The organism is Pseudomonas sp. F007 (genome assembly GCF_057814275.1).
Window position 1 is genome coordinate 436,926 of the sequence record NZ_JBVATA010000002.1, and the last position, 19,869, is coordinate 456,794.

Here is a 19,869-nt window from a genome sequence, read left to right on the forward strand (position 1 = left end):
CCTGCTTCGCACTCAAAAGGAACCGCACCATGTTCAAGCCCCTGGCTCTAGCCGCTGCTGTCCTCACCGCTTTCAGCTTCAATGCGTTCGCTGCGAAAACCGAGCTGACGGTCTACACCGCGCTGGAAGCCGAGCAGCTGAAAACCTACAAGCAGGCGTTCGAAGCGGCCAACCCGGACGTCGAGATCAAGTGGGTGCGTGACTCCACCGGGATCATCACCGCCAAGTTGCTCGCCGAAAAAGCCCGACCACAGGCGGATGCCGTATGGGGCCTGGCGGCGTCGAGCCTGGCGATCCTCGATCAGCAGGGCATGCTGCAAAACTACGCCCCCAAGGATCTGGACAAGATCGGCGCGAACTACCGCGACGCCGCCAACCCGCCAGCCTGGGTCGGCATGGACGTGTGGGCCGCGACCATCTGCTTCAACACCGTCGAAGCCGAGAAGCAGGGCCTGAGCAAGCCGGTGAGCTGGCAGGACCTGACCAAGCCCGAGTACAAGGGCAAGATCGTCATGCCCAACCCGGCGTCGTCCGGTACCGGTTTCCTCGACGTCAGCGCCTGGCTGCAGACCTTCGGCGAGAAGCAGGGCTGGCAGTACATGGATGAGCTGCACCAGAACATCGGCCAGTACGTTCACTCCGGTTCCAAGCCATGCAAGCTGGCGGCTGCCGGTGAATTCCCGATCGGTATTTCCTTCGAATACCCGGCCGTGCAACTCAAGCGCCAAGGCGCGCCGCTGGACATCATCCTGCCGAAAGAAGGCCTGGGTTGGGAGATCGAAGCCACCGCCGTGATCAAGGGCACTGCCCATGAAGAAGCGGCGAAGAAACTGGCCGACTTCTCTGCCAGCCCGGCTGCGATGGAACTGTACAAGGAAAACTTCGCTGTGCTTGCCCAACCGGGGATCGCCAAGCCGCAGACCGAGCTGCCGGCTGATTACGAGCAACGCCTGATCAAGAACGACTTCGCCTGGGCCTCAAAGAATCGCGACGAGATCCTCAGCGAATGGCGCAAGCGTTATGACGGCAAGTCCGAGAAAGTGGCTGCCAAGTAAGATTTCCGTTGGCTGAAAGGGCCGAATCGCTGGCAGGCCAGCTCCCACAGAAGAGCTGCATTTCACCCTGTGGGAGCCAGCCTGCTGGCGATGACGGCCTTGAATTCAGGACAAAAACTGCATGACCCACCACAACGACCTGCTCATCATCGGCGCCGGCATCCTCGGCCTGTCCCATGCCTACGCCGCGGCCAAACGCGGTCTCAAGGTTCGCGTTTTCGAACGCACCGCGACACCCCTGGGCGCCTCGGTGCGCAACTTTGGCCAGGCGCTGGTCACCGGCCAGCCACCCGGGCAAATGCTTCAACTGGCACAAGCCAGCCGCGAGATCTGGGGCCACTGGGCGCACGTCGCCGGCCTGCAGCTCAAGCGCAACGGCTCTTATCTTTTTGCTCGCAGCGAAGCCGAAGAGCTACTGCTGCAAGCCTTCTGCGAAGGTCGGGCGATCGAACATGGCTACCGCGTCGAACTGCTGCGAGGTGCCGCCCTGCATGCCTTGTACGACGGGCAGTTCAGCCATCACCGCGCGGCTTTGCATGGCCTCGACGACCAGCAACTGTACTCCCGTGAAGCGATCCCGGCGCTGATCGACTATCTGCAGCGCGAACTGGGCGTCGAGTTTCACTTCAGCACCCTGGTGCGCGAGGTCGAGCCCGGCCGCGTTCACACTACCGCCGGCAATTTCAGCGGCGAGCAGATCATCGTCTGCTCCGGCCACGACTATCAAACCCTGCTCGCCGAGCCGCTTGCCGCGCTCAAACCGCAGGTCTGCCGTTTGCAAATGCTTCGCGCCCGGCCGCAGATCCCGCTCGACCTGCAGCATGCTGTGCTGACCGGCCTGAGCTGCGTGCACTACGGCGCCTTCGCCGACCTGCCGCAGGCGCAAGCCGTGCAGGCACAGATTCGGCGCGAGACACCGCACCTGGATGAACACGGGATTCACCTGCTGATCAGCCCGACGCCCCACGGCGAGCTGATCATCGGCGACTCCCACCATTACGGCAGCGATCCCTCGCCATTCAACGCCGAGCAGGTAGACGACTGGATGATCGAACTGGCCGAGCAGACCCTCGGCTGCCGGGTGCAGGTGGTCGAGCGTTGGCAGGGCGTCTATGGTGCCAAGGGGCCGGCGCCGTTTTCGTTCCTGCAGGCCGCGCCGGGGGTGCATGCGGCGTTGATGCACACGGGCGTGGGCATGAGTGTCGGGCCGGCGTTGGCTGAGCGAAATATCCAGAGTTTATGGGGAGCGTGCTGATGCAACGCAGTGAACAGGTGGTCGCCGAAGTCTTCGCTTTGTATGAGCGCTTCGGTGCCGACGACTACATCGGCGAGTCCATCTCGCAGATCGAACACATGTCCCAGGCCGCCGAGCTGGCCATGGCCGAAGGCTTCGACGATGAGGTGGTGCTGGCGGCGTTCTTCCACGACATCGGGCACATCTGCGCCGAGAACGCGGAAAACATGGGCGGATTCGGCGTGGTCAGCCACGAACGCCTCGGCGCCGATTACCTGCGCCGGCTGGGCTTTGGCGAGCGTATGGCGCGGCTGGTGGAGTACCACGTCCAGGCCAAGCGCTACCTGACCCTGACCGAGCCGGGTTACTACGAGCGCTTGAGCGAAGCCAGTCGCAGGACGCTGGAGTATCAGGGCGGTGTGATGACGCCCAGCGAGGCGCAGGCATTTGCCGAGGACCCGCTATGTGCCGTCAGTTTGCGCCTGCGCCACTGGGATGAGCAGGCCAAGGAAGTCGGCGTGCCGCTGCTCGATCTGTCGACGTTGAAGGCCAAGGCACTGCGTGTGTTGGCCCACTAGAGATCAAGCCTCGATCACCTTCTGCGCCAAGGCCTCCAGCTGTTCCTGGCGTTCGGCTTGGCTCAACTTCGCCTGCGGATTGAGCGACGACCAGTGCGGGTGTGCCCGTGCCCGGGTCAGGGCTTCCGGCAGTTTGCCTTCGCGCCAGCTTTTGTCTTCAGGTGTTGCGACCTGGACGCTGTCCATCGCCGCATGCCCGCGTTGCTCGAGTGCTTGCACCAGTTGCCGCTGACGCAGGGCCAACAAACGCAGCACACTGTCGTCGACTGTCAGTTCGCGCTGGCCCTTGAGCTTGCCCAGCAGGCGTCCGCCATAACTGCGCGCGGTTTGCAGGGCACCGCCGGCAATCGCCCCGGCCAGTGCGGCGGCGCCGAGGGTCAGGCCACCCACCAGCAAGTCGACCCCAGCACCGGCCGCTGCCCCCGCGGCAATCCCGCCACCGACCCGAACGCCAAGCTGCTTGAGGGTTTCCGGGTTGAACAGGTCATCGCCCCAACGCCCATCGAGCAGCGGCAGATCGCTGGCGGCGGCGTCCTGGGGGCGGAAGGCATACAGCTTGAGCAGGGCCTCGACGCAGCGTTGTTCGCGTTGGCGAATGGCTTTGCGCAACTCGCTGATTGCCTGTTGTTCCTGCTCGGCGTCGCTGACCACGCTGCGGCGGCAGGCGGCGCAGTCGATCAGCAATTCGGCGATCAGCCGCGCCGCGCTTTGCCGACGGGCCAGGCGTTGGGCCTGTTGGTCGGCAATCAGTCGCTCCAGCTGCCCGCGTGCGCTTTCCATCATCAGCGCCAGGCTTTCATACAGTCGGCGTTCGCCGTCCTCCGGTGGCGCCACGCTGTCGAAGCGCACCAATGCATGCAGACCCAGGCGGGCCAGGGCTTCACGCCAGTCCGGTTCGCGATGGTTGGCGCTGCTGACGAAATTCAGTACCGGCAGCAGCGGTTTGCCGCAGCCAGCGAGCACTTCCAATTCGTCGCGGTACTTGGCCAGCACCGGTTCGCGGGCGTCGATTACATACAATCCGGCATCCGACGCCAGCAGTTGGCGCAGCACCTTGGCCTCTTGTTCGAAACGCTGGCGCGCCTCGCTGCCCTCGAGAAATCGCGCCAGCCGCGCCGGGCCGTCGAGGCGCTCGCCGGGGCGTTCCAGGTGCTCCAGGTAATCGAGCAGGGCAATCGCGTCTTCCAGTCCCGGGGTGTCGTAGAGTTCCAGCAAGGCCTCGCCGTCCACCGACAGCCGCGCACCCTCGACGTGCCGGGTGGTACTGGGACGATGGGACACTTCGCCGAAGCCGACATCGCGGGTCAGGGTGCGCAGCAACGAGGTCTTGCCGACGTTGGTGTGACCGACCACGGCCAGCTTCAGCGGCTTGTTGCGGGGATCAGTCATGACCGTTCTCCAGCCAGTTCATCGGTGCGCAATCGGCGAAGGGCAGGCCCAGTTGCTCCAGTGCGGCGTGCCAGTCGCCCAGGCGTTCGCCATCCAGCGCCTGGCCGGCCGGCGCTTGCAGCAGCCAGATGCGCGCGGCGCCGGCGGTGCGTGCCAGTTCGGCGATCAGCGCCAGGCTGCCACGGTCGGGGGAGCGCCGCGGATCACAGGCGATCAGCAGGCGCGCCGGCGGGAAGCGGGTCAGTTGCTCGAGGAGTTTTTGCCGCGACTCGCGGCTGTCGAGAATGCCGGCGTCCTTGACCGTCTTCGGCAGCGCCGGTGGCCACGGGCGTTGGTCGTCGAGTTCGATACCCACCAGCAACGCGCCGTCGCTGTGCGCCCCGTGACTGCCGCCTTCGACCTGATGCAACTGTTGCGGCGCGGCATCGCTGACCCCGAGCCGTTCGCTGCTGGGCATCAGGCGTTCACGCAGTTGCGCATAACCTGGCAGATTCAGGTCCAGGCGCAAATCGCCACGCCCGCGTTTCCAGCGCCACAGGCACAGCAGCGTCAACAGCAGGCGCGGGACGATGCCGTACACCAGCAGCACGCCCACCAGCCAGGCGGCCCAGGCTTGCCGGGCACTTTCGATGTTCAGCGCGGCATCGCCACTGGCGCGGATCATGGCTTCGCTGGGCACGCTGAAACCGAGCAGCGCGGGCAGGGCGCCGAGGGCCTGGGTCAGGTTGACGAAGGTGGCGCCGCTGAGAATGGTGGTTTCCCAGACAAAGCCGTAGCGCCGGGTCGCCAGCAGCGTCAGGACGATCACCAGCGCACTGAGCAGGGCCAGCAGCCACAGGCCGTTGACCAGCATGCCGAGCACCCAGCGGTTGAGTTTTTGCCGTTGCAGCAACAGCAGCAGGGCCGGCGCCAGGTGCGCAGCCTTGGCGTCGCGGGCGAGTTTTTCGCTGAGCCACAGCCACAGGCGACCGAGGGTCGCGCCGTAGTCGCCGGCGAAGATCAGCCCGCAGGCCCAACTCAGCAGCAGAATCAGATTCAGCCCGAGCAGGCTGCCCAGGGCCCAGAACACATTGACCGGGGTCAGGCCATCGCCGAGGGCGGCAAAGGCCAGGCCGGTGCCGCTGACAATCGCCAGCACCGCGAGCACGATCAGCGCCAGTCGCGCGCCTTGCAGCCAATGTTGCAGGGCGCTGCTCAGGCCGTCGCGTTCGGCCAGCCACAGGGCGCGCGCCTGGATCCGCGTCGGCAGATCGCCGCCGGCCTTGCGTGCCAGGCGGTTGGCTTCCGCGTCTTCCAGGGCGCCGGCGTGTTCCTCGCGCAGGCGAATGGTTTCGGTCAGCCAGAGTGTGTGCAGTTCAGTCACGCGTCGTCCCGTCGCTCAGGTGAATGAATGAGCATAACCGCTGTGGCGCTTATCGGGGAAAGCGTGGCTCTGGTATCCTCGGCGCCATGAAAAAATCACTCCCCCTCAGCCTGATCGCAGCCCTCGGCGAAAACCGTGTGATCGGCGTCGACAACAGCATGCCTTGGCATTTGCCGGGCGATTTCAAATATTTCAAGGCCACCACCCTCGGCAAGCCGATCATCATGGGGCGCAAGACCTGGGATTCCCTCGGTCGGCCGTTGCCAGGTCGGCTGAACATCGTGGTCAGCCGCCAGCCCGACCTGCAACTGGAGGGCGCCGAAGTCTATCCGTCCCTCGAAGCCGCGGTGGCGCGGGCAGAGGCATGGGCGCTGGAGCAGGGCGTCGACGAGCTGATGCTGATTGGTGGCGCGCAGCTCTACGCGCAAGGCCTGGCCCACGCCGACCGGCTGTACCTGACCCGCGTGGCCTTGAGCCCCGAGGGCGATGCGTGGTTTCCAGAGTTCGATGCGGCGCAGTGGAAGCTGGTGTCGGACGCGCCGAATGCGGCGCAGGATGGCAGGCCGGCGTACAGCTTTGAGGTGTGGGAGCGGAACCTGTAGGAGTGGGCTTGCCCGCGAAGAGGCCCGCCCGCTCACTACAAATTTCAAGCGTGCGCCAATTCCTCATGCTCATCGGCATCGAGCAATGCTTTATCGGTCTGCTGCATCATCTGGCTGGTGATCGCCCCGGCGGTCATCGAGCCGCTGACGTTCAGTGCAGTACGCCCCATGTCGATCAGCGGCTCGACCGAGATCAGCAACGCCACCAGTGACACCGGCAAACCCATGGCCGGCAGCACGATCAGCGCGGCAAAGGTCGCGCCGCCACCCACACCCGCCACGCCGGCCGAACTCAGGGTCACAATCGCTACCAGCGTCGCGATCCACAGCGGGTCCAGCGGGTTGATGCCCACAGTCGGCGCAACCATCACCGCGAGCATCGCCGGGTAGAGACCGGCACAACCGTTCTGGCCAATGGTCGCCCCAAACGACGCGGCGAAGCTGGCAATCGACTGCGGGATGCCCAGGCGGCGAGTTTGCGCCTCGATGCTCAGCGGAATGCTCGCCGCGCTGGAGCGGCTGGTGAAGGCGAAGGTCAGCACTGGCCAGACCTTGCGGAAAAACCGCAGCGGGTTGATCCCGGCCAGCGCCACCAGCAGGCCGTGCACCACGAACATCAGGCCCAGGCCGAGGTAGGACACCACGACGAAACTGCCGAGCTTGATGATGTCCTGCAGGTTCGAACCGGCAACCACCTTGGTCATCAGTGCGAGCACGCCGTACGGGGTCAGCTTCATCACCAGACGCACTAGGCGCATCACCCAGGCTTGCAGGGTGTCGATGGCGTTGATCACTTTTTGACCTTTTTCCAGGTCATCCTTGAGCAGTTGCAGCGCTGCAACCCCGAGGAACGCGGCGAAAATCACCACGCTGATGATCGACGTCGGCTTGGCCCGCGCCAGGTCGGCGAACGGGTTCTGCGGGATGAACGACAGCAGCAACTGCGGCACATTGAGGTCGGCGACCTTGCCTGCGTAGTCGCTCTGGATGGTTTGCAGGCGCGCCATTTCCTGGGTGCCGGCCACCAGGCCTTCGGCGGTGAGGCCGAACAGATTGGTCAGGCCGATGCCGATCAGCGCGGCGATGGCCGTGGTGAACAGCAGGGTGCCGATGGTCAGGAAGCTGATCTTGCCCAGGGACGAGGCGTTGTGCAGCCGTGCCACCGCGCTGAGGATCGAGGCAAATACCAGCGGGATCACGATCATTTGCAGCAACTGCACGTAACCGTTGCCCACCAGGTCGATCCAGCCAATGCTGGCCTTGAGGATCGGATTGCCGGCACCGTAGATCGAATGCAGGGCGACACCAAAGCCGACGCCCAAGGCCAGTGCCAGCAGCACTTTTTTGGCCAGGCTCCAGGTGGTGTGGCGGGTCTGGGCCAGGCCGAACAGCAGGGCGAGGAACACCAGCAGATTGAGGATCAGCGGCAGATTCATGACAACTCCAAAAGACTTGTGCCAATCGCGATGCAGGGGCGATTGCGAACCGGCAAGCCTAACAGCTTGATATCTAAAGAATTAATATCAAAAAGGCAGGTCGACTGTCGTTTTTGGAATAAGGCCTTGGCGCTGTGGGTTATGTCGGTGGCGGAATCAGCACGCAAGCGGTCGCCCTCAGACGAGGACTGTCACACTTATTTGTTAGCGTCGATGACTTTCATCCAGGGAGAAATGCACATGAAAGTCGCCGCGAAAGTACTAGCCGTCGCCATGTGCCTGGGCCTTGCTGGCCAGGTGTCCGCCACTGATCTCAAGCACTGGCCCGAGGCCCAGGCCAAGCAACTGGACGCGATGATCGCGGCCAACGCGAACAAGGGTAACTACGCGGTGTTCGACATGGACAACACCAGTTACCGCTACGACCTGGAAGAGTCGTTGCTGCCGTTCATGGAGAACAAGGGCCTGATCACCCGCGAGAAACTCGATCCCTCGCTGAAACTGATGCCGTTCAAGGACACCGCCGACCACAAGGAAAGCCTGTTCAGTTACTACTATCGCCTGTGCGAAGTCGACGACATGGTCTGCTACCCCTGGGTCGCCCAAGTGTTCTCGGGCTTCACCCTCAAGGAGCTCAAGGGCTACGTCGATGAGCTGATGGCTTCCGGCAAGCCGGTGCCGAGCACTTATTACGAAGGTGACGTGGTCAAGACCATCGAGGTCAACCCGCCGAAAATCTTCACCGGCCAGGCCGAGCTGTACAACAAACTGATGGAAAACGGCATCGAGGTCTACGTCATGACCGCCGCCTCGGAAGAGCTGGTGCGCATGGTCGCTTCCGATCCGAAATACGGCTACAACGTCAAACCGCAGAACGTCATCGGCGTGTCGATGCTGCTCAAGGACCGCAAGACCGGCGAGCTGACCACCGCCCGCAAACAGATCACCGCCGGCAAGTATGACGAGAAAGCCAACCTGGGCCTGGAGCTGACCCCGTACCTGTGGACCCCGGCGACCTGGATGGCCGGCAAGCAGGCCGCGATCCTGACCTACATCGATGAGTGGAAAAAACCGGTGCTGGTAGGCGGCGACACCCCGACCAGCGACGGCTACATGCTGTTCCACAGCGTCGACGTGGCCAAAGGCGGCATCCACCTGTGGATCAACCGCAAGGACAAATACATGACCCAGATTAACGGCATGATGGCCAAAAACGCTGCGGCCCAGGCCAAGGAAGGCTTGCCGGTGACGGCGGACAAGAACTGGGTGATCGTCAAGCCGGAGGATATTCAGTAATCCCGCCACCCCTGTAGGAGCCAGCCTGCTGGCGATGGTCGTCAACGATGACGCGCACTGTCTGAATGTGCGCGGCGTCCTCTCGTTCATCGCGAGCAGGCTCGCTCCTACAGGGAGCAACTGAATTTTAATGATCAATTGCGAATCACTCGCATCTTCTGCTAGCGTGCGCGCTCCTGAATGCCTCTCCCGCTCAAGGTAGTGCTGTGTCCTCCTGGAATACGCAGATCGCGCGCCTGTTCGCCGAACAGAAGAAAGCCCTGGAAGCGTTCGTCACCCGCCGCACCGGTAGTGCGCAGGTGGCGGCCGACTTGACCCAGGAATCTTTCCTGCGCCTGGCGCGGCTCGATTCCGGCGAGAAGATCGACAACCTGCCGGCATTTCTCTTCACCATTGCCAGCAACCTGGTGCGCGATCACCAGCGCCAGGCGATTCGTCGTGAGCGGGTGGAAGCCGGCGAACCCAGTGAAGACTTGCCCTGCAGCAGCCCGTCGGCGGTGGATCAACTGTCCGCGATTCAGGAACAGACCCTGATGCACGACGCGATCGCCGCGCTTCCCGAAGCGACTCGAAATATCTTCCTGCTCTATCATGTCGACGAATGCTCCTACCGGGAGATTGGCGAACGTCTGGCAATCAGCCCGCGAAGTGTCGAATACCAACTGCGTCGTGCGCTGATCGATTGCCGGGCCTACATCCAGGCGCGGTTGGCCAACGACGCACAGGGCTCACGCTGATGAATCGCGAGCCTGTGGCTGTGGATACCCTGATGACCGAACCTGCTGCTCCGGATCGCGACGACCTGTTTGCCGAGGCGTCCGGCTGGTATTTCCGCCTCCAGGCCGACGACGTGACCGACGCCGAACGGGAGCAATTCGCCCATTGGCTGGCCCAGGGTGCGGCGCAATACGAGGCCTGGCAGGAAGTGCAGCAGTTGCTCGGCAGCCTGCGCGAACCGGCCCGGCAGATCCGCCAGGCCGAACAGGCGCGCTGGAAAAAAACGCCGGCAAAACGCTGGATGCCGTGGGCCGGTGCCGCTGCGGTGCTGTTGATGGTCGGCGCGCTGGCCACGCAAACCCCGTGGCTGGACCGCTGGCGCGCCGACTATGCAACCCGCACCGGCGAGACGCGGACGATCGCCTTGGCCGACGGCTCACGGCTGCAACTGAACACCGACAGTGCGGTGCAAATCCATCTCAGCGCCGGCCAGCGCCAGGTGCGCCTGTTGCGCGGCGAAGCCTGGTTTGAGGTCAGCAAGGACCCGGCCCGACCGTTCGTGGTCGAGTCCGGTGCGGGTTCGGTGACGGTGGTCGGCACCCAATTCAGCGTCGCCCAGCGTCAGGCGCGCACTCAGGTCCAGGTGGCCGAGGGCAAGGTGCAGGTCAGCGCCGGCAGCGGGGCGCCGGTGTACCTGGAGCCGGGGCGAGCGGTCGAGTTTGCTGACGGCCAATTGAGTCAGGTCCACGGTTTTGACCCGGCCGCCGGCTTTGCCTGGCGCCAGCGACAACTGGTATTCCGTCAGCAACCGCTGGCCGAGGTAGTCGAGGAGCTCAATCGCTACTGGCCCGGACGCACCCTGGTGCTCGGCGATGAGCTGCGCGAACAGCGGGTTTCCGGGGTTTTCGACATCGATAAGCCGGAGGCTGTACTCAAGGCGCTGGTCTACACCCTCAACCTCAAGGCCGAGCATTACACCCCGTATTTGCTGGTGCTGCGGGCGGGTTGAAGACCGCCTGCCAAAGACTCTGTAAATAATTATCAAAAACTTTCAGGGTTTCCCAGGGCGTCGTCGTCCTTGATCACTGAGGCGCAAATAATAAGCACTCTCAAATAGTGCGGCGCTGGATCACCGACTTCGATCTTTGGGGAAACGCTCATGGGACATCTGACTGCCACGCGACGCTCGCCTGGCCTGCCGACTGTGTTGACGCTGGCACTGGGCCTGGCAGGCGGCGTTACGCCGGTCTACCTGCAGGCCGCCAGTGCCGAGCAGGCGCAGGTCTATCGCTTCGAGATTGCCGGACAGTCGCTGGACTCGGCCTTGACCGCGTTCTCTTCGGTCACTCGCCTGCAGGTGCTGGTGTCTGCCGATGTCACCCAGGGCGTGCAGTCGCCGGGCGTCAAGGGCAGCTACTCGCGCAATGATGCGCTGGCGCAGTTGCTTGGCGGAACGGGCCTGGTCGCCAGTTTCATCGATGACGATAGCGTCACACTGCATCGCCCGGTGGACAACGGTTCGGCCCTGGAGTTGGGAGCAACCAAAGTCGGCGCCCAGCGCCTGGGGACGACCACCGAAGGTAGCGGTTCCTACACCACTGGTGCCGTGACCATCGGCAAGAGCACCCAGAAACTCAAGGACATCCCGCAGTCGGTCAGCGTACTGACGCGCAAATCCATGGATGACCAGAACATCAGTACCCTGACCCAGGCCGTCGAAGCGGTGCCGGGGATGGCGTCGGTCAAGTCACCGGGGCCGGGCATGTTCATGTTCTCCCGGGGTTTCGAGATCGAGGCGCTGCAGTACGACGGCGTGCCGGTGCCGCGTAACGTCTACGCGCTGGGCAGTTACATCACCGAAAACATGGTGATCTACGACCGCATGGAAGTGTTGCGCGGTTCCGCTGCGCTGTTGCAGGGCGCCAACAGCCCGGGCGGCGCGGTCAATCTGGTGCGCAAGCGCCCGCAGGCAGCACCGACCGTGACCCTCAGCGCCAAGGCCGGCAGTTGGGACCGCTATGCCTCCCAGGCGGATGTCGGCGGGCCGTTGAATGAAGCCGGCACCGTGCGCGGTCGCGCCGTGGTCAACTACGAGAAGGGCCACTCGTTTTCCGACTACACGTGGAACTGGGAACAAACCGTATATGGCGCGCTGGATTTCGACTTGAGCGAAGACACCGTGCTCGGCGTCGGTTTCAGCAACAAGAAAAGCCACGGCCGGCCGTACTTCATCGCCTTGCCGCGCTACACCGATGGCAGTGCGGTGAACCTCTCGCGCTCGACCTATACCGGCGCCACCTGGAACCGCTCGGAAAACGATCAGACTGCGGTGTACATGGATCTTGAGCATCACTTCAACGACGCCTGGAAGCTCAAGGCTTCGGCGACGGCGATGAACGAGTCCAACGAGGCGACCTACCAGTTCACCACCGGCGCGATCACCCCCGGGACTTCCAGCGGCTCGCGCTTTGCCGATTACGCCACCGACTTCTATGGCAAGAACCGTGGTCTGGACGTGTTCATCAATGGCGATTTCGAGGCGCTGTCGTTCAAGCAAAGCGTGGTGCTGGGCGCCAACTACTCCAAGTACACCACCGACGACAGCTACGCCCGCGCGTTCGCCCCGGGCGTGGACATCTTCAACATCGATCACCATCGGCCCTTCCAGAGCTTCGACAGCATCGCCGACAAGGCCAACCTGGCCGTCAGCACCTACGACGTGCGGCAGAAAGGCCTGTACGGTTCGTGGAACATTCACCTGACCGATCCGTTGACCCTGATCCTCGGCGCGCGCAGCAGTTGGTACGATTTCGACTTCTACCAGGACAACTATTTCGCCCGTGAACTGCAGGAAGGCGGCGAGAAAAATTCGGTCAAGGCCACCGGCAAGGTCACGCCTTACACCGGCCTGGTCTATGCCCTCAACGACGAGTGGTCGGTGTACGGCAGCTATGCCGAAGTGTTCATCCCCCAGGTGCAGATGACCCAGCAGAAAACCGGCCTGCCGCCTGTCGAAGGCAAGAACTACGAAGTCGGCATCAAGGGCGAGCTGATGGACGGCCAGCTCAACGCCTCGCTGGCGATGTTCCGCTATATCCACGAAAACCGCGCGGTCACCGACTTCAGCACCGACATCGAAGGCCCCAATGCCTGCGGCGGTTGGTACTGCTCGACGGCCTCGGGCAAGGTGCGCAGCCAGGGCATCGAGGCCGAGCTGAGCGGCGAAGTGCTGCCGAACCTGCAACTCAACAGCAGCTACACCTACAACACCACCAAGTTCCTTGAAGACACCGAGCTCAAAGGCAAGGTCTTCAACACCGCGACCCCGATGCACATGCTGCGGGTATGGGGCGATTACCGCCTGCCGGGCGAGCTGGAAAGACTCAGCGTCGGCGCCGGCGTCAACGCTCAGAGCAGCACCCTGAGCTTCGATCGCTCCTTCGCCCAGGCCGGTTTCGCCATCTGGAACTCCCGCGTCGCCTACGACGCCAGCGACGAAGTCACCCTGGCGGTGAACCTGAACAACATGTTCGACAAGAAATACTTCATCCCGTCCTACGCTCAACTCGCCGGTAACAACTACTACGGCGATCCGCGCAACATGATGTTCAGCGTGACGTATAAGCCGCAGTTTTAGTCGAGGTGATTGTCTGGTGCGCTGGCAGTGAGGTCTTGGCGCACTAGGGCTACAGCTTTTTGGAGCCGTCCTACACCAAACAACGAAACGTCTGATTTAACTCCGGCACTGGCTCTTCTAGCGTGCGTCCTTTCGATCTGACAGGGACACATTTCGCATGAAGCGCCACCTCATCACCGTTGGAGCCAAAACCACCGTCGGCGGCGACGTACGCACGGGTACCGGGTATTTCAAGATCGAAAACCAGCCCGTTGCCTGTGCAGGCGATGAAGTCTACTGCCCGGAATGCGACAGCACCGGCGTCATCGCCCTCGACGGTCCCCATCTGAACAACTCGTTCTACGGCCGCCAGGTCGCCCTCGACGGCGACCTCTGCCGCTGCAAATGCGACCCGCCACCCCGGCTCGAAGCCAACCAGACAATCTTCTCCGAAGAGTTCGAAAATGTCCCAACGGTTGATCACAGCCGAGCCGCCGCTCAATCATTCGCCCCCACTCCCACCGCCCCGCGCTCCTTCAATGCCTCGCCCGCCGCAGTGTTCAGCGAACAACCCACGCCATACTGCGAAAACCTCTGGCGCAGCTATCAAATGCGCGCTGAAGCCGTCGTCGCCCCGGGTGGCATCCTTATCGCCGACCCCAAAGCCCGCAACCGCGCGATCAACGCCGCCTACGCCAACCTTTGGTTGAAAGACCCACGCTTTCAGTGGGCGGGACTGGCGGCGTTTGCGTCGAAGCAGGTGGGGTGTGGGTTGCTGCATGCGGTGGAGTCGATCGAGAAGATCCAGGCCGAGCACGAGACAGGACAACGCATGATTGAAAGCGCTGGGCGGCGCTGGAAATTTCCCGGACTGACCCTCTTCGGCAAGACCGACAAACGAGCGCAACGCGACTACGAACAAGCCCGCAGCAACAACCCGGTACCAGGCGTCGACCTGCGGCGCGACGGCGAACCGCTATCGCTGGTGCAGCAGCAACTGCAGTTCGTGCACGACATGCTGGCGCTGGGCAATACCACGCTGTTTTTGGATGTGTATCCGTTGCATTTGTTTTATAGCGAGAGGGGGTTGGGGGCGTTTGAGGAGTGTTTGCCGTCGCGGAAGAATCTTTATGGGAATGAACGGTATCCGCTGTTGTGGCCGATTGAGCAGGAGAAGTTGGGTTTTGGATTCAACCACAAGGAAATTGGGCAGGCTTTTCATGCCATCGAGAATGGTGACGTAGCGAAAAGTGTGGACCATCTTGCCAGACACGAGCAGGTCAATATCTTGCAACCGTCGATGTACAGCGACGCTCGATTTGTAAGGTTGTTGCGAGGCAACCATGCATCCTATGTCACGGGTTTTCCGTCCGGCGCTGCACAAGCCATTGAGCTCACTTTAGCTAGTCAGTGTCGGCGCGTCGATGACAGCCGTACTATTGGATTCGGCAACAGTCCTCTGGCAGACCTATCCGATATCGACCAGCGCATGGCTTTTGTGCTCAAGGCTGCCGGGGAGTTTGATAGGCTCCTACAGAGTGCAGAGCGTTATCTAATCGAACAGTCAATTCGGGATATTGCCGGCGGGCATGGTGTGCGATGAGCTGGCTCAAACGATTGGGTTGGCAGCGTGGTGTGTTTGCAACTGCTGTGGCAGTCCTATTGTGGGCAGCTTTCAATACGCTATTCAGAGAGCCGGAAATTGCGTTGGTTATTGGCGAACCATATGAAGCCATGCGTCATCGCTCTAGCGCAAGCATTGGGCCTGCGATCCCAGGGCGTGCCTGGTTCAACATTCCCAAGTCAGATGCTCGTTTGAGATTTGTTGATCCTCAATACGGCTTCGTGACACCTCCGGCTCGTTTTTTCGCAGTTATGTTTGATGACGAGTTGGTCGACGGCGTTCGAATGTCTCCCCAAATCGAGCCGCTCCTGCTCGATGACACCCTCAAGATTGTATTGGACCTACAGGACCAGTGGCGCAAAGCTGGTTGGAACCCAATCCGTATCAAAGATGATCCGCCGTTTGCCGACACGCCCGAATGGCGCGCTAAGTTAGGAGGCGTAAAAAAAGGTGGCACCTCTTATTGGCAAGCGGGAAGCAAGTACCAAGCGATGTTGGTAGTAGGGCGATTCAGAGACGATAAACGCCCGAGTGAAGAGCGATATCTCATCACGTTGGCCATAGCCGAGCCTTGGGTCAGGCCATGATTCGGGTTCGAGGGGTGCTGAAGAATTGGCTCAAACATGCAAGTTGGCGCACTCGTATTTCGGTAGTGGGCGTCGCGGCTCTGTTGGCGGTAGTTGTGATCAAGGCAGTTTCGGGTGAGCCGGAAATCGCTCTGGTGATTGGTGAGCCTTACGAAGATATGCGTAAGCGATCGACTGCAAGTATTGGCCCAGCTGTGCCAGGGCGTGCTTGGTTCAACATTCCCAGGTCAGATGCTCGTTTGAGATTTGTTAATGCTCAATATGGCTTCGTAACACCGCCGGCTCGTTTTTTCGTAGTGATGTTCGATGAAGGTTTGGTCGATGGTGTGCGCATGTCCCCTCAAATCGAGCCACTCCTGCTCGACGACACTCTCAATTTGATATTGGACCTGCAAGAGCAATGGAGGCAGAACGGATGGCGAGCCATACGTCCGCCGATTGCTGATACGCCGTATTGGCGTGCCGAATTACAGAGCGAGAGAATCGGTGGCACAACCTATTGGCAAGCAGGCGATTTATTCCAAATCATGCTGAGTGTGGGGCGTTTTGATGATCCCAAACGCCCGAATGAGGAGCGCTATCTCATCACGCTGTCGATAGCCGAACCTTGGGTCAAACCATGATCGGGGTTCGAAGTGCGCTGATGAGTCGTTTTAAACAGATGAGCTGGCGCGCTCGTATCTCGATAATGGCCCCCGCAATACTGCTGGCGACGGTTGTAATAAGGACGGCCTCGGATGAGCCAGAAATTGCTCTGATGATTGGAGAGCCATGGGAAGCCATGCGAGAGCGTTCGACTGCGACGATTGATCCAGCCATTGCAGGGCAATACTGGGGGAGGTTACCCAGGTCTGATGCTCGCCTTCGCTTCCTGCATTCTCAGTATGGGTTTGTTACCCCGCTAGCTCGATTCTTCACCGTAAGTTTTGATAACGGCGCGTTGGTCCGAGGGGTCCGTATCTCTCCGCAGGTCGAACCACTTTTGCTCGAAGACGCGCTTGAGGTGGTACTGGACCTGCAAGAACAGTGGCGCCGAGGCGGTTGGAAACCTATCCGTCCACCGATTGAAGGCACCGCCGAATGGCGAGCTCGATTACGTGACGTAAACCAAGGCGGTACGACCTATTGGCAGGCGGGCGATTTGTACCAAGTGATGCTGGATGTGGGGCGGTTCAGGGACGATAAGCGTCCGAAGGAGGAGCGCTATCTCATCACGTTGTCGATAGCCAAACCATGGGTGAAACCGTGAGTCAGAGGTTAGGCGTACCGACGAGTTGGCGTACTCGTATTTCGGTATTGGGCGTCGCGGTTCTGTTGGCGGTAGTTGTGATCAAGGCGCTTTCTGAGCCGGAAATTGCTTTGGTGATTGGTGAGCCTTACGAAGATATGCGCAAGCGATCCAGTGCATCCATAGGTGCTGCCGTTCCCGATGGAGTGTCGTTTTCCATTCCGCAATCAGATGCTCGTCTACGTTTCACTGATCTCCAGTACGGATTTGTCACTCCTAGGGCTCGTTTCTTTGCGGTGTTCTACAGCGATGGGTTGGTATACAGCGTGCGTATGTCTCCCCAAGTCGAGCCTCTTCTGCTCGACGACACGCTGAAACTGATACTGGATTTGCAAGACCAATGGCGGCAGAAAGGCTGGCGAGCTATTCGTCCGCCGATTGCTGACACGCCCTTTTGGCGGGATCGATTACAAAATGAGAGAAAGGGCGGTACTACACGTTGGCAGGCAGCCAATCTTTATCAGGTCATGCTGAATGTGGGGCGCTTTGATGATCCCAAGCGTCCGAATGAGGAGCGCTATCTCATCACGCTGTCGATAGCCGAACCTTGGGTCAAACCGTGATCCGGGGCGATTCAAATTTCCGATAGCCGCTGGCCTCGGCCCAGGTCATAGCCAGTGATTTCGCCGGCCTGCTGGAAGGTCCGCGACGCAGCACGATGTTGGGCATCGCGCAGGTCATAATGCTGGGTGAGTTGGCGGTGAACCAGGCGCTGGATAATCTCGATCCGCACGATTGAGACAGGCAAAAAAAATGCCCCGCACAAGGCGGGGCATTTTTTGTTCAGCAGCTAGCGATCACAGCCCGTCAAGCATGGCCTTGTTGCGTACCGCGCCCTTGTCGGCGCTGGTGGCGAGCAGGGCGTAGGCTTTCAGTGCGGTGGTCACTTTACGTGGGCGCACTTCGACCGGTTTCCAGCCTTTCTTGTCCTGCTCGGCGCGGCGGGCGGCGAGTTCTTCGTCGCTGACCAGCAGGTTGATCGAACGGTTTGGAATGTCGATCAACACCTTGTCGCCATCCTTCACCAGGCCAATGGCGCCGCCGGCAGCGGCTTCTGGCGAAGCGTGGCCGATGGACAGGCCCGAGGTGCCGCCGGAGAAGCGGCCGTCGGTCAGCAGGGCGCAGGCTTTGCCCAGGCCCTTGGACTTCAGGTAGGAGGTCGGATAGAGCATTTCCTGCATGCCCGGGCCGCCTTTCGGACCTTCGTAGCGAATGATCACGATGTCGCCGGCCTGCACTTCGTCGGCGAGGATGCCGCGTACGGCGCTGTCCTGGCTTTCGAAGATTTTTGCGTTGCCTTCGAACACGTGGATCGACTCGTCGACACCGGCGGTTTTCACCACGCAACCGTCGAGGGCGATGTTGCCGTACAGCACGGCCAGGCCGCCTTCTTGCGAGTAGGCGTGTTCGAAGCTTCGGATGCAGCCGTTTTCACGGTCGTCGTCGAGGGTTTCCCAACGGGTCGACTGGCTGAATGCGGTCTGGGTCGGGATGCCTGCCGGGCCGGCCTTGAAGAAGTGATGCACCGCTTCGTCGTCGGTCTGGGTGATGTCCCACTTGGCGATGGCTTCTTCCATGCTGCGGCTGTGCACGGTCGGCAGGTCGGTGTGCAGTAGGCCGCCACGGGCCAGCGAACCGAGGATGCTGAAGATCCCGCCGGCGCGGTGCACGTCTTCCATGTGGTACTTCTGGATGTTCGGCGCCACCTTGCACAGTTGCGGCACTTTTCGCGACAGGCGGTCGATGTCGCGCAGGTCGAACGCGATCTCGGCTTCCTGGGCGGCGGCCAGCAGGTGCAGGATGGTGTTGGTCGAACCGCCCATGGCGATGTCCAGCATCATGGCGTTTTCGAAGGCCTTGAAGTTGGCGATATTGCGCGGCAATACCGACTCATCGTTTTCGCCGTAGTAGCGTTTGCACAGCTCGACGATGGTGCGGCCGGCCTGCAGGAACAGCTGTTCGCGATCACTGTGGGTAGCCAGGGTCGAACCGTTGCCCGGCAGGGCCAGGCCCAGGGCTTCGGTCAGGCAGTTCATCGAGTTGGCGGTGAACATGCCGGAGCACGAACCGCAGGTCGGGCAGGCGCTGCGCTCGTACTCGGCGACTTTCTCGTCAGAAGCGCTGGAGTCGGCGGCGATGACCATGGCGTCAACCAGGTCCAGGCCGTGGGAGGCGAGTTTGGTCTTGCCAGCTTCCATCGGGCCGCCGGAGACGAAGATCACCGGGATGTTCAGGCGCAGGGCGGCCATCAGCATGCCAGGGGTGATCTTGTCGCAGTTGGAGATGCAGACGATGGCGTCGGCGCAGTGCGCGTTGACCATGTACTCGACTGAGTCAGCGATGATCTCGCGGCTCGGCAGCGAATAGAGCATGCCGTCGTGGCCCATGGCGATGCCGTCATCGACCGCGATGGTGTTGAATTCTTTCGCAACGCCGCCAGCGCGCTCGATTTCGCGAGCGACCAACTGACCCAGGTCCTTCAAGTGCACGTGGCCCGGTACGAATTGGGTGAACGAGTTGGCAATGGCGATGATCGGCTTTTTGAAGTCGTCATCTTTCATCCCCGTGGCGCGCCACAGGGCACGAGCACCGGCCATGTTGCGGCCGTGGGTGGATGTTTTCGAACGGTAATCAGGCATGGAGCACTCCGGGCGGCAAATCAGGTATCAAAGGGGAGTGAGCTTCTATTGACGTCTGGAACACTCGAAAAATGGCCGTGTGTCCGGACGTTGCCGCAAACGTGACGGGATCGCCGTGCGCATTGGCCTTGAGCTCATAAACCCGCCGGGGGATGACTGGCGATGAATAGCGTCGATTCTACACCGCTGGCGGCTGGAGGGAATGGCCGAAACCTTGAACACGGCGGCTTTGGGACGTGTGGAGGGCGGGAACACTCCATCCCCTGTGGGAGTGGGCTTGCCCGCGATGCGGAGTGTCAGGCTTTGAAGATGTCGGATGCCAGGGCCTAATCGCTGGCAAGCCAGCTCCCACAGGGTTGCGGTGGATACAGATCTTGTTATCGGCCAAAGAACCTGTGAGCCAGCCTGTCGAATCGTCGCACCGTGGCGATGAAGTTGATGCGGT

At 61.5% G+C, this 19,869-nt stretch carries 17 protein-coding genes and 1 pseudogene; 14 read left to right on the forward strand and 4 right to left on the reverse strand.

Going from position 1 to position 19,869, the window contains the following annotated elements; genetic code table 11:
- The first annotated feature begins 29 nt into the window (after positions 1-29).
- From ACZYR5_RS06205 to ACZYR5_RS06215, 3 genes are all read left to right on the forward strand, one after another.
- Positions 30-1,055 (forward strand): putative 2-aminoethylphosphonate ABC transporter substrate-binding protein, encoded by a 1,026-nt coding sequence (locus tag ACZYR5_RS06205; RefSeq protein WP_489088719.1) that lies wholly within the window; start codon positions 30-32, stop codon positions 1,053-1,055.
- 121 nt (positions 1,056-1,176) lie between these two features.
- Positions 1,177-2,310 carry a TIGR03364 family FAD-dependent oxidoreductase gene (locus tag ACZYR5_RS06210; RefSeq protein WP_489088718.1) on the forward strand — a complete coding sequence of 378 codons (1,134 nt, stop codon included), beginning with the start codon at positions 1,177-1,179 and terminating at the stop codon, positions 2,308-2,310.
- A complete protein-coding gene (locus ACZYR5_RS06215) occupies positions 2,310-2,867 on the forward strand; it encodes a phosphonate degradation HD-domain oxygenase (RefSeq protein ID WP_489088717.1) in 558 nt (185 codons plus the stop codon). Before ACZYR5_RS06210 ends, ACZYR5_RS06215 begins: the two co-directional genes overlap by 1 nt.
- 3 nt (positions 2,868-2,870) lie before the next feature.
- Here the strand turns inward: ACZYR5_RS06215 and ACZYR5_RS06220 are convergent, their stop codons facing one another.
- Positions 2,871-4,256, reverse strand: coding sequence for a GTPase/DUF3482 domain-containing protein (locus ACZYR5_RS06220; RefSeq protein ID WP_489088716.1), 1,386 nt, complete (start codon positions 4,254-4,256; stop codon positions 2,871-2,873).
- Positions 4,249-5,619, reverse strand: a complete 1,371-nt coding sequence (locus ACZYR5_RS06225; RefSeq protein ID WP_489088715.1) for a DUF2868 domain-containing protein — start codon at positions 5,617-5,619, stop codon at positions 4,249-4,251. The genes ACZYR5_RS06220 and ACZYR5_RS06225 overlap by 8 nt, the downstream gene beginning before the upstream one ends.
- 86 nt (positions 5,620-5,705) lie before the next feature.
- Here ACZYR5_RS06225 and ACZYR5_RS06230 point away from each other — a divergent pair, with 86 nt between their 5' ends.
- Positions 5,706-6,221, forward strand: a complete 516-nt coding sequence (locus ACZYR5_RS06230) for a dihydrofolate reductase (protein WP_489088714.1) — start codon at positions 5,706-5,708, stop codon at positions 6,219-6,221.
- Positions 6,222-6,265: 44 nt separating this feature from the next.
- Here ACZYR5_RS06230 and ACZYR5_RS06235 read toward each other — a convergent pair whose 3' ends face one another.
- On the reverse strand, positions 6,266-7,657 hold the full coding sequence (locus ACZYR5_RS06235) for an L-cystine transporter (protein ID WP_489088713.1): 1,392 nt from the start codon (positions 7,655-7,657) through the stop codon (positions 6,266-6,268).
- A gap of 240 nt (positions 7,658-7,897) precedes the next feature.
- Here ACZYR5_RS06235 and ACZYR5_RS06240 point away from each other — a divergent pair, with 240 nt between their 5' ends.
- The 10 genes and pseudogenes from ACZYR5_RS06240 to ACZYR5_RS06285 form a co-directional block, all read left to right on the forward strand.
- On the forward strand, positions 7,898-8,953 hold the full coding sequence (locus ACZYR5_RS06240; RefSeq protein ID WP_489088712.1) for an HAD family hydrolase: 1,056 nt from the start codon (positions 7,898-7,900) through the stop codon (positions 8,951-8,953).
- A gap of 206 nt (positions 8,954-9,159) precedes the next feature.
- Entirely contained in the window at positions 9,160-9,690 is a 531-nt protein-coding gene (locus ACZYR5_RS06245) for an RNA polymerase sigma factor (protein WP_489088711.1), read from the forward strand.
- A gap of 32 nt (positions 9,691-9,722) precedes the next feature.
- The gene (locus tag ACZYR5_RS06250) at positions 9,723-10,679 is read left to right on the forward strand and encodes a FecR family protein (protein ID WP_489088710.1); all 957 of its coding nucleotides are present in this window, start codon (positions 9,723-9,725) and stop codon (positions 10,677-10,679) included.
- 150 nt (positions 10,680-10,829) lie between these two features.
- The gene (locus tag ACZYR5_RS06255; RefSeq protein ID WP_489088709.1) at positions 10,830-13,307 is read left to right on the forward strand and encodes a TonB-dependent siderophore receptor; all 2,478 of its coding nucleotides are present in this window, start codon (positions 10,830-10,832) and stop codon (positions 13,305-13,307) included.
- A gap of 157 nt (positions 13,308-13,464) precedes the next feature.
- The gene (locus tag ACZYR5_RS06260; RefSeq protein ID WP_489088708.1) at positions 13,465-14,889 is read left to right on the forward strand and encodes a PAAR domain-containing protein; all 1,425 of its coding nucleotides are present in this window, start codon (positions 13,465-13,467) and stop codon (positions 14,887-14,889) included.
- Positions 14,886-15,497: a hypothetical protein gene (locus tag ACZYR5_RS06265; protein WP_489088707.1), complete on the forward strand. Its 612-nt coding sequence runs from the start codon at positions 14,886-14,888 to the stop codon at positions 15,495-15,497. The genes ACZYR5_RS06260 and ACZYR5_RS06265 overlap by 4 nt, the downstream gene beginning before the upstream one ends.
- The gene (locus tag ACZYR5_RS06270) at positions 15,494-16,120 is read left to right on the forward strand and encodes a hypothetical protein (protein ID WP_489095157.1); all 627 of its coding nucleotides are present in this window, start codon (positions 15,494-15,496) and stop codon (positions 16,118-16,120) included. The genes ACZYR5_RS06265 and ACZYR5_RS06270 overlap by 4 nt, the downstream gene beginning before the upstream one ends.
- Positions 16,121-16,140: 20 nt before the next feature.
- Positions 16,141-16,746, forward strand: a complete 606-nt coding sequence (locus tag ACZYR5_RS06275) for a hypothetical protein (protein ID WP_489088705.1) — start codon at positions 16,141-16,143, stop codon at positions 16,744-16,746.
- Positions 16,731-17,348, forward strand: coding sequence for a hypothetical protein (locus ACZYR5_RS06280; protein ID WP_489088704.1), 618 nt, complete (start codon positions 16,731-16,733; stop codon positions 17,346-17,348). The genes ACZYR5_RS06275 and ACZYR5_RS06280 overlap by 16 nt, the downstream gene beginning before the upstream one ends.
- A gap of 29 nt (positions 17,349-17,377) precedes the next feature.
- Positions 17,378-17,524 (forward strand): annotated as a pseudogene (locus ACZYR5_RS06285) (DUF6124 family protein); the annotation flags it as partial.
- 58 nt (positions 17,525-17,582) lie between these two features.
- On the opposite strand, the gene ilvD reads toward ACZYR5_RS06285, so the two are convergent.
- Positions 17,583-19,424, reverse strand: coding sequence for a dihydroxy-acid dehydratase (gene ilvD, locus ACZYR5_RS06290; RefSeq protein WP_489088703.1), 1,842 nt, complete (start codon positions 19,422-19,424; stop codon positions 17,583-17,585).
- Positions 19,425-19,869 lie beyond the last annotated feature (445 nt).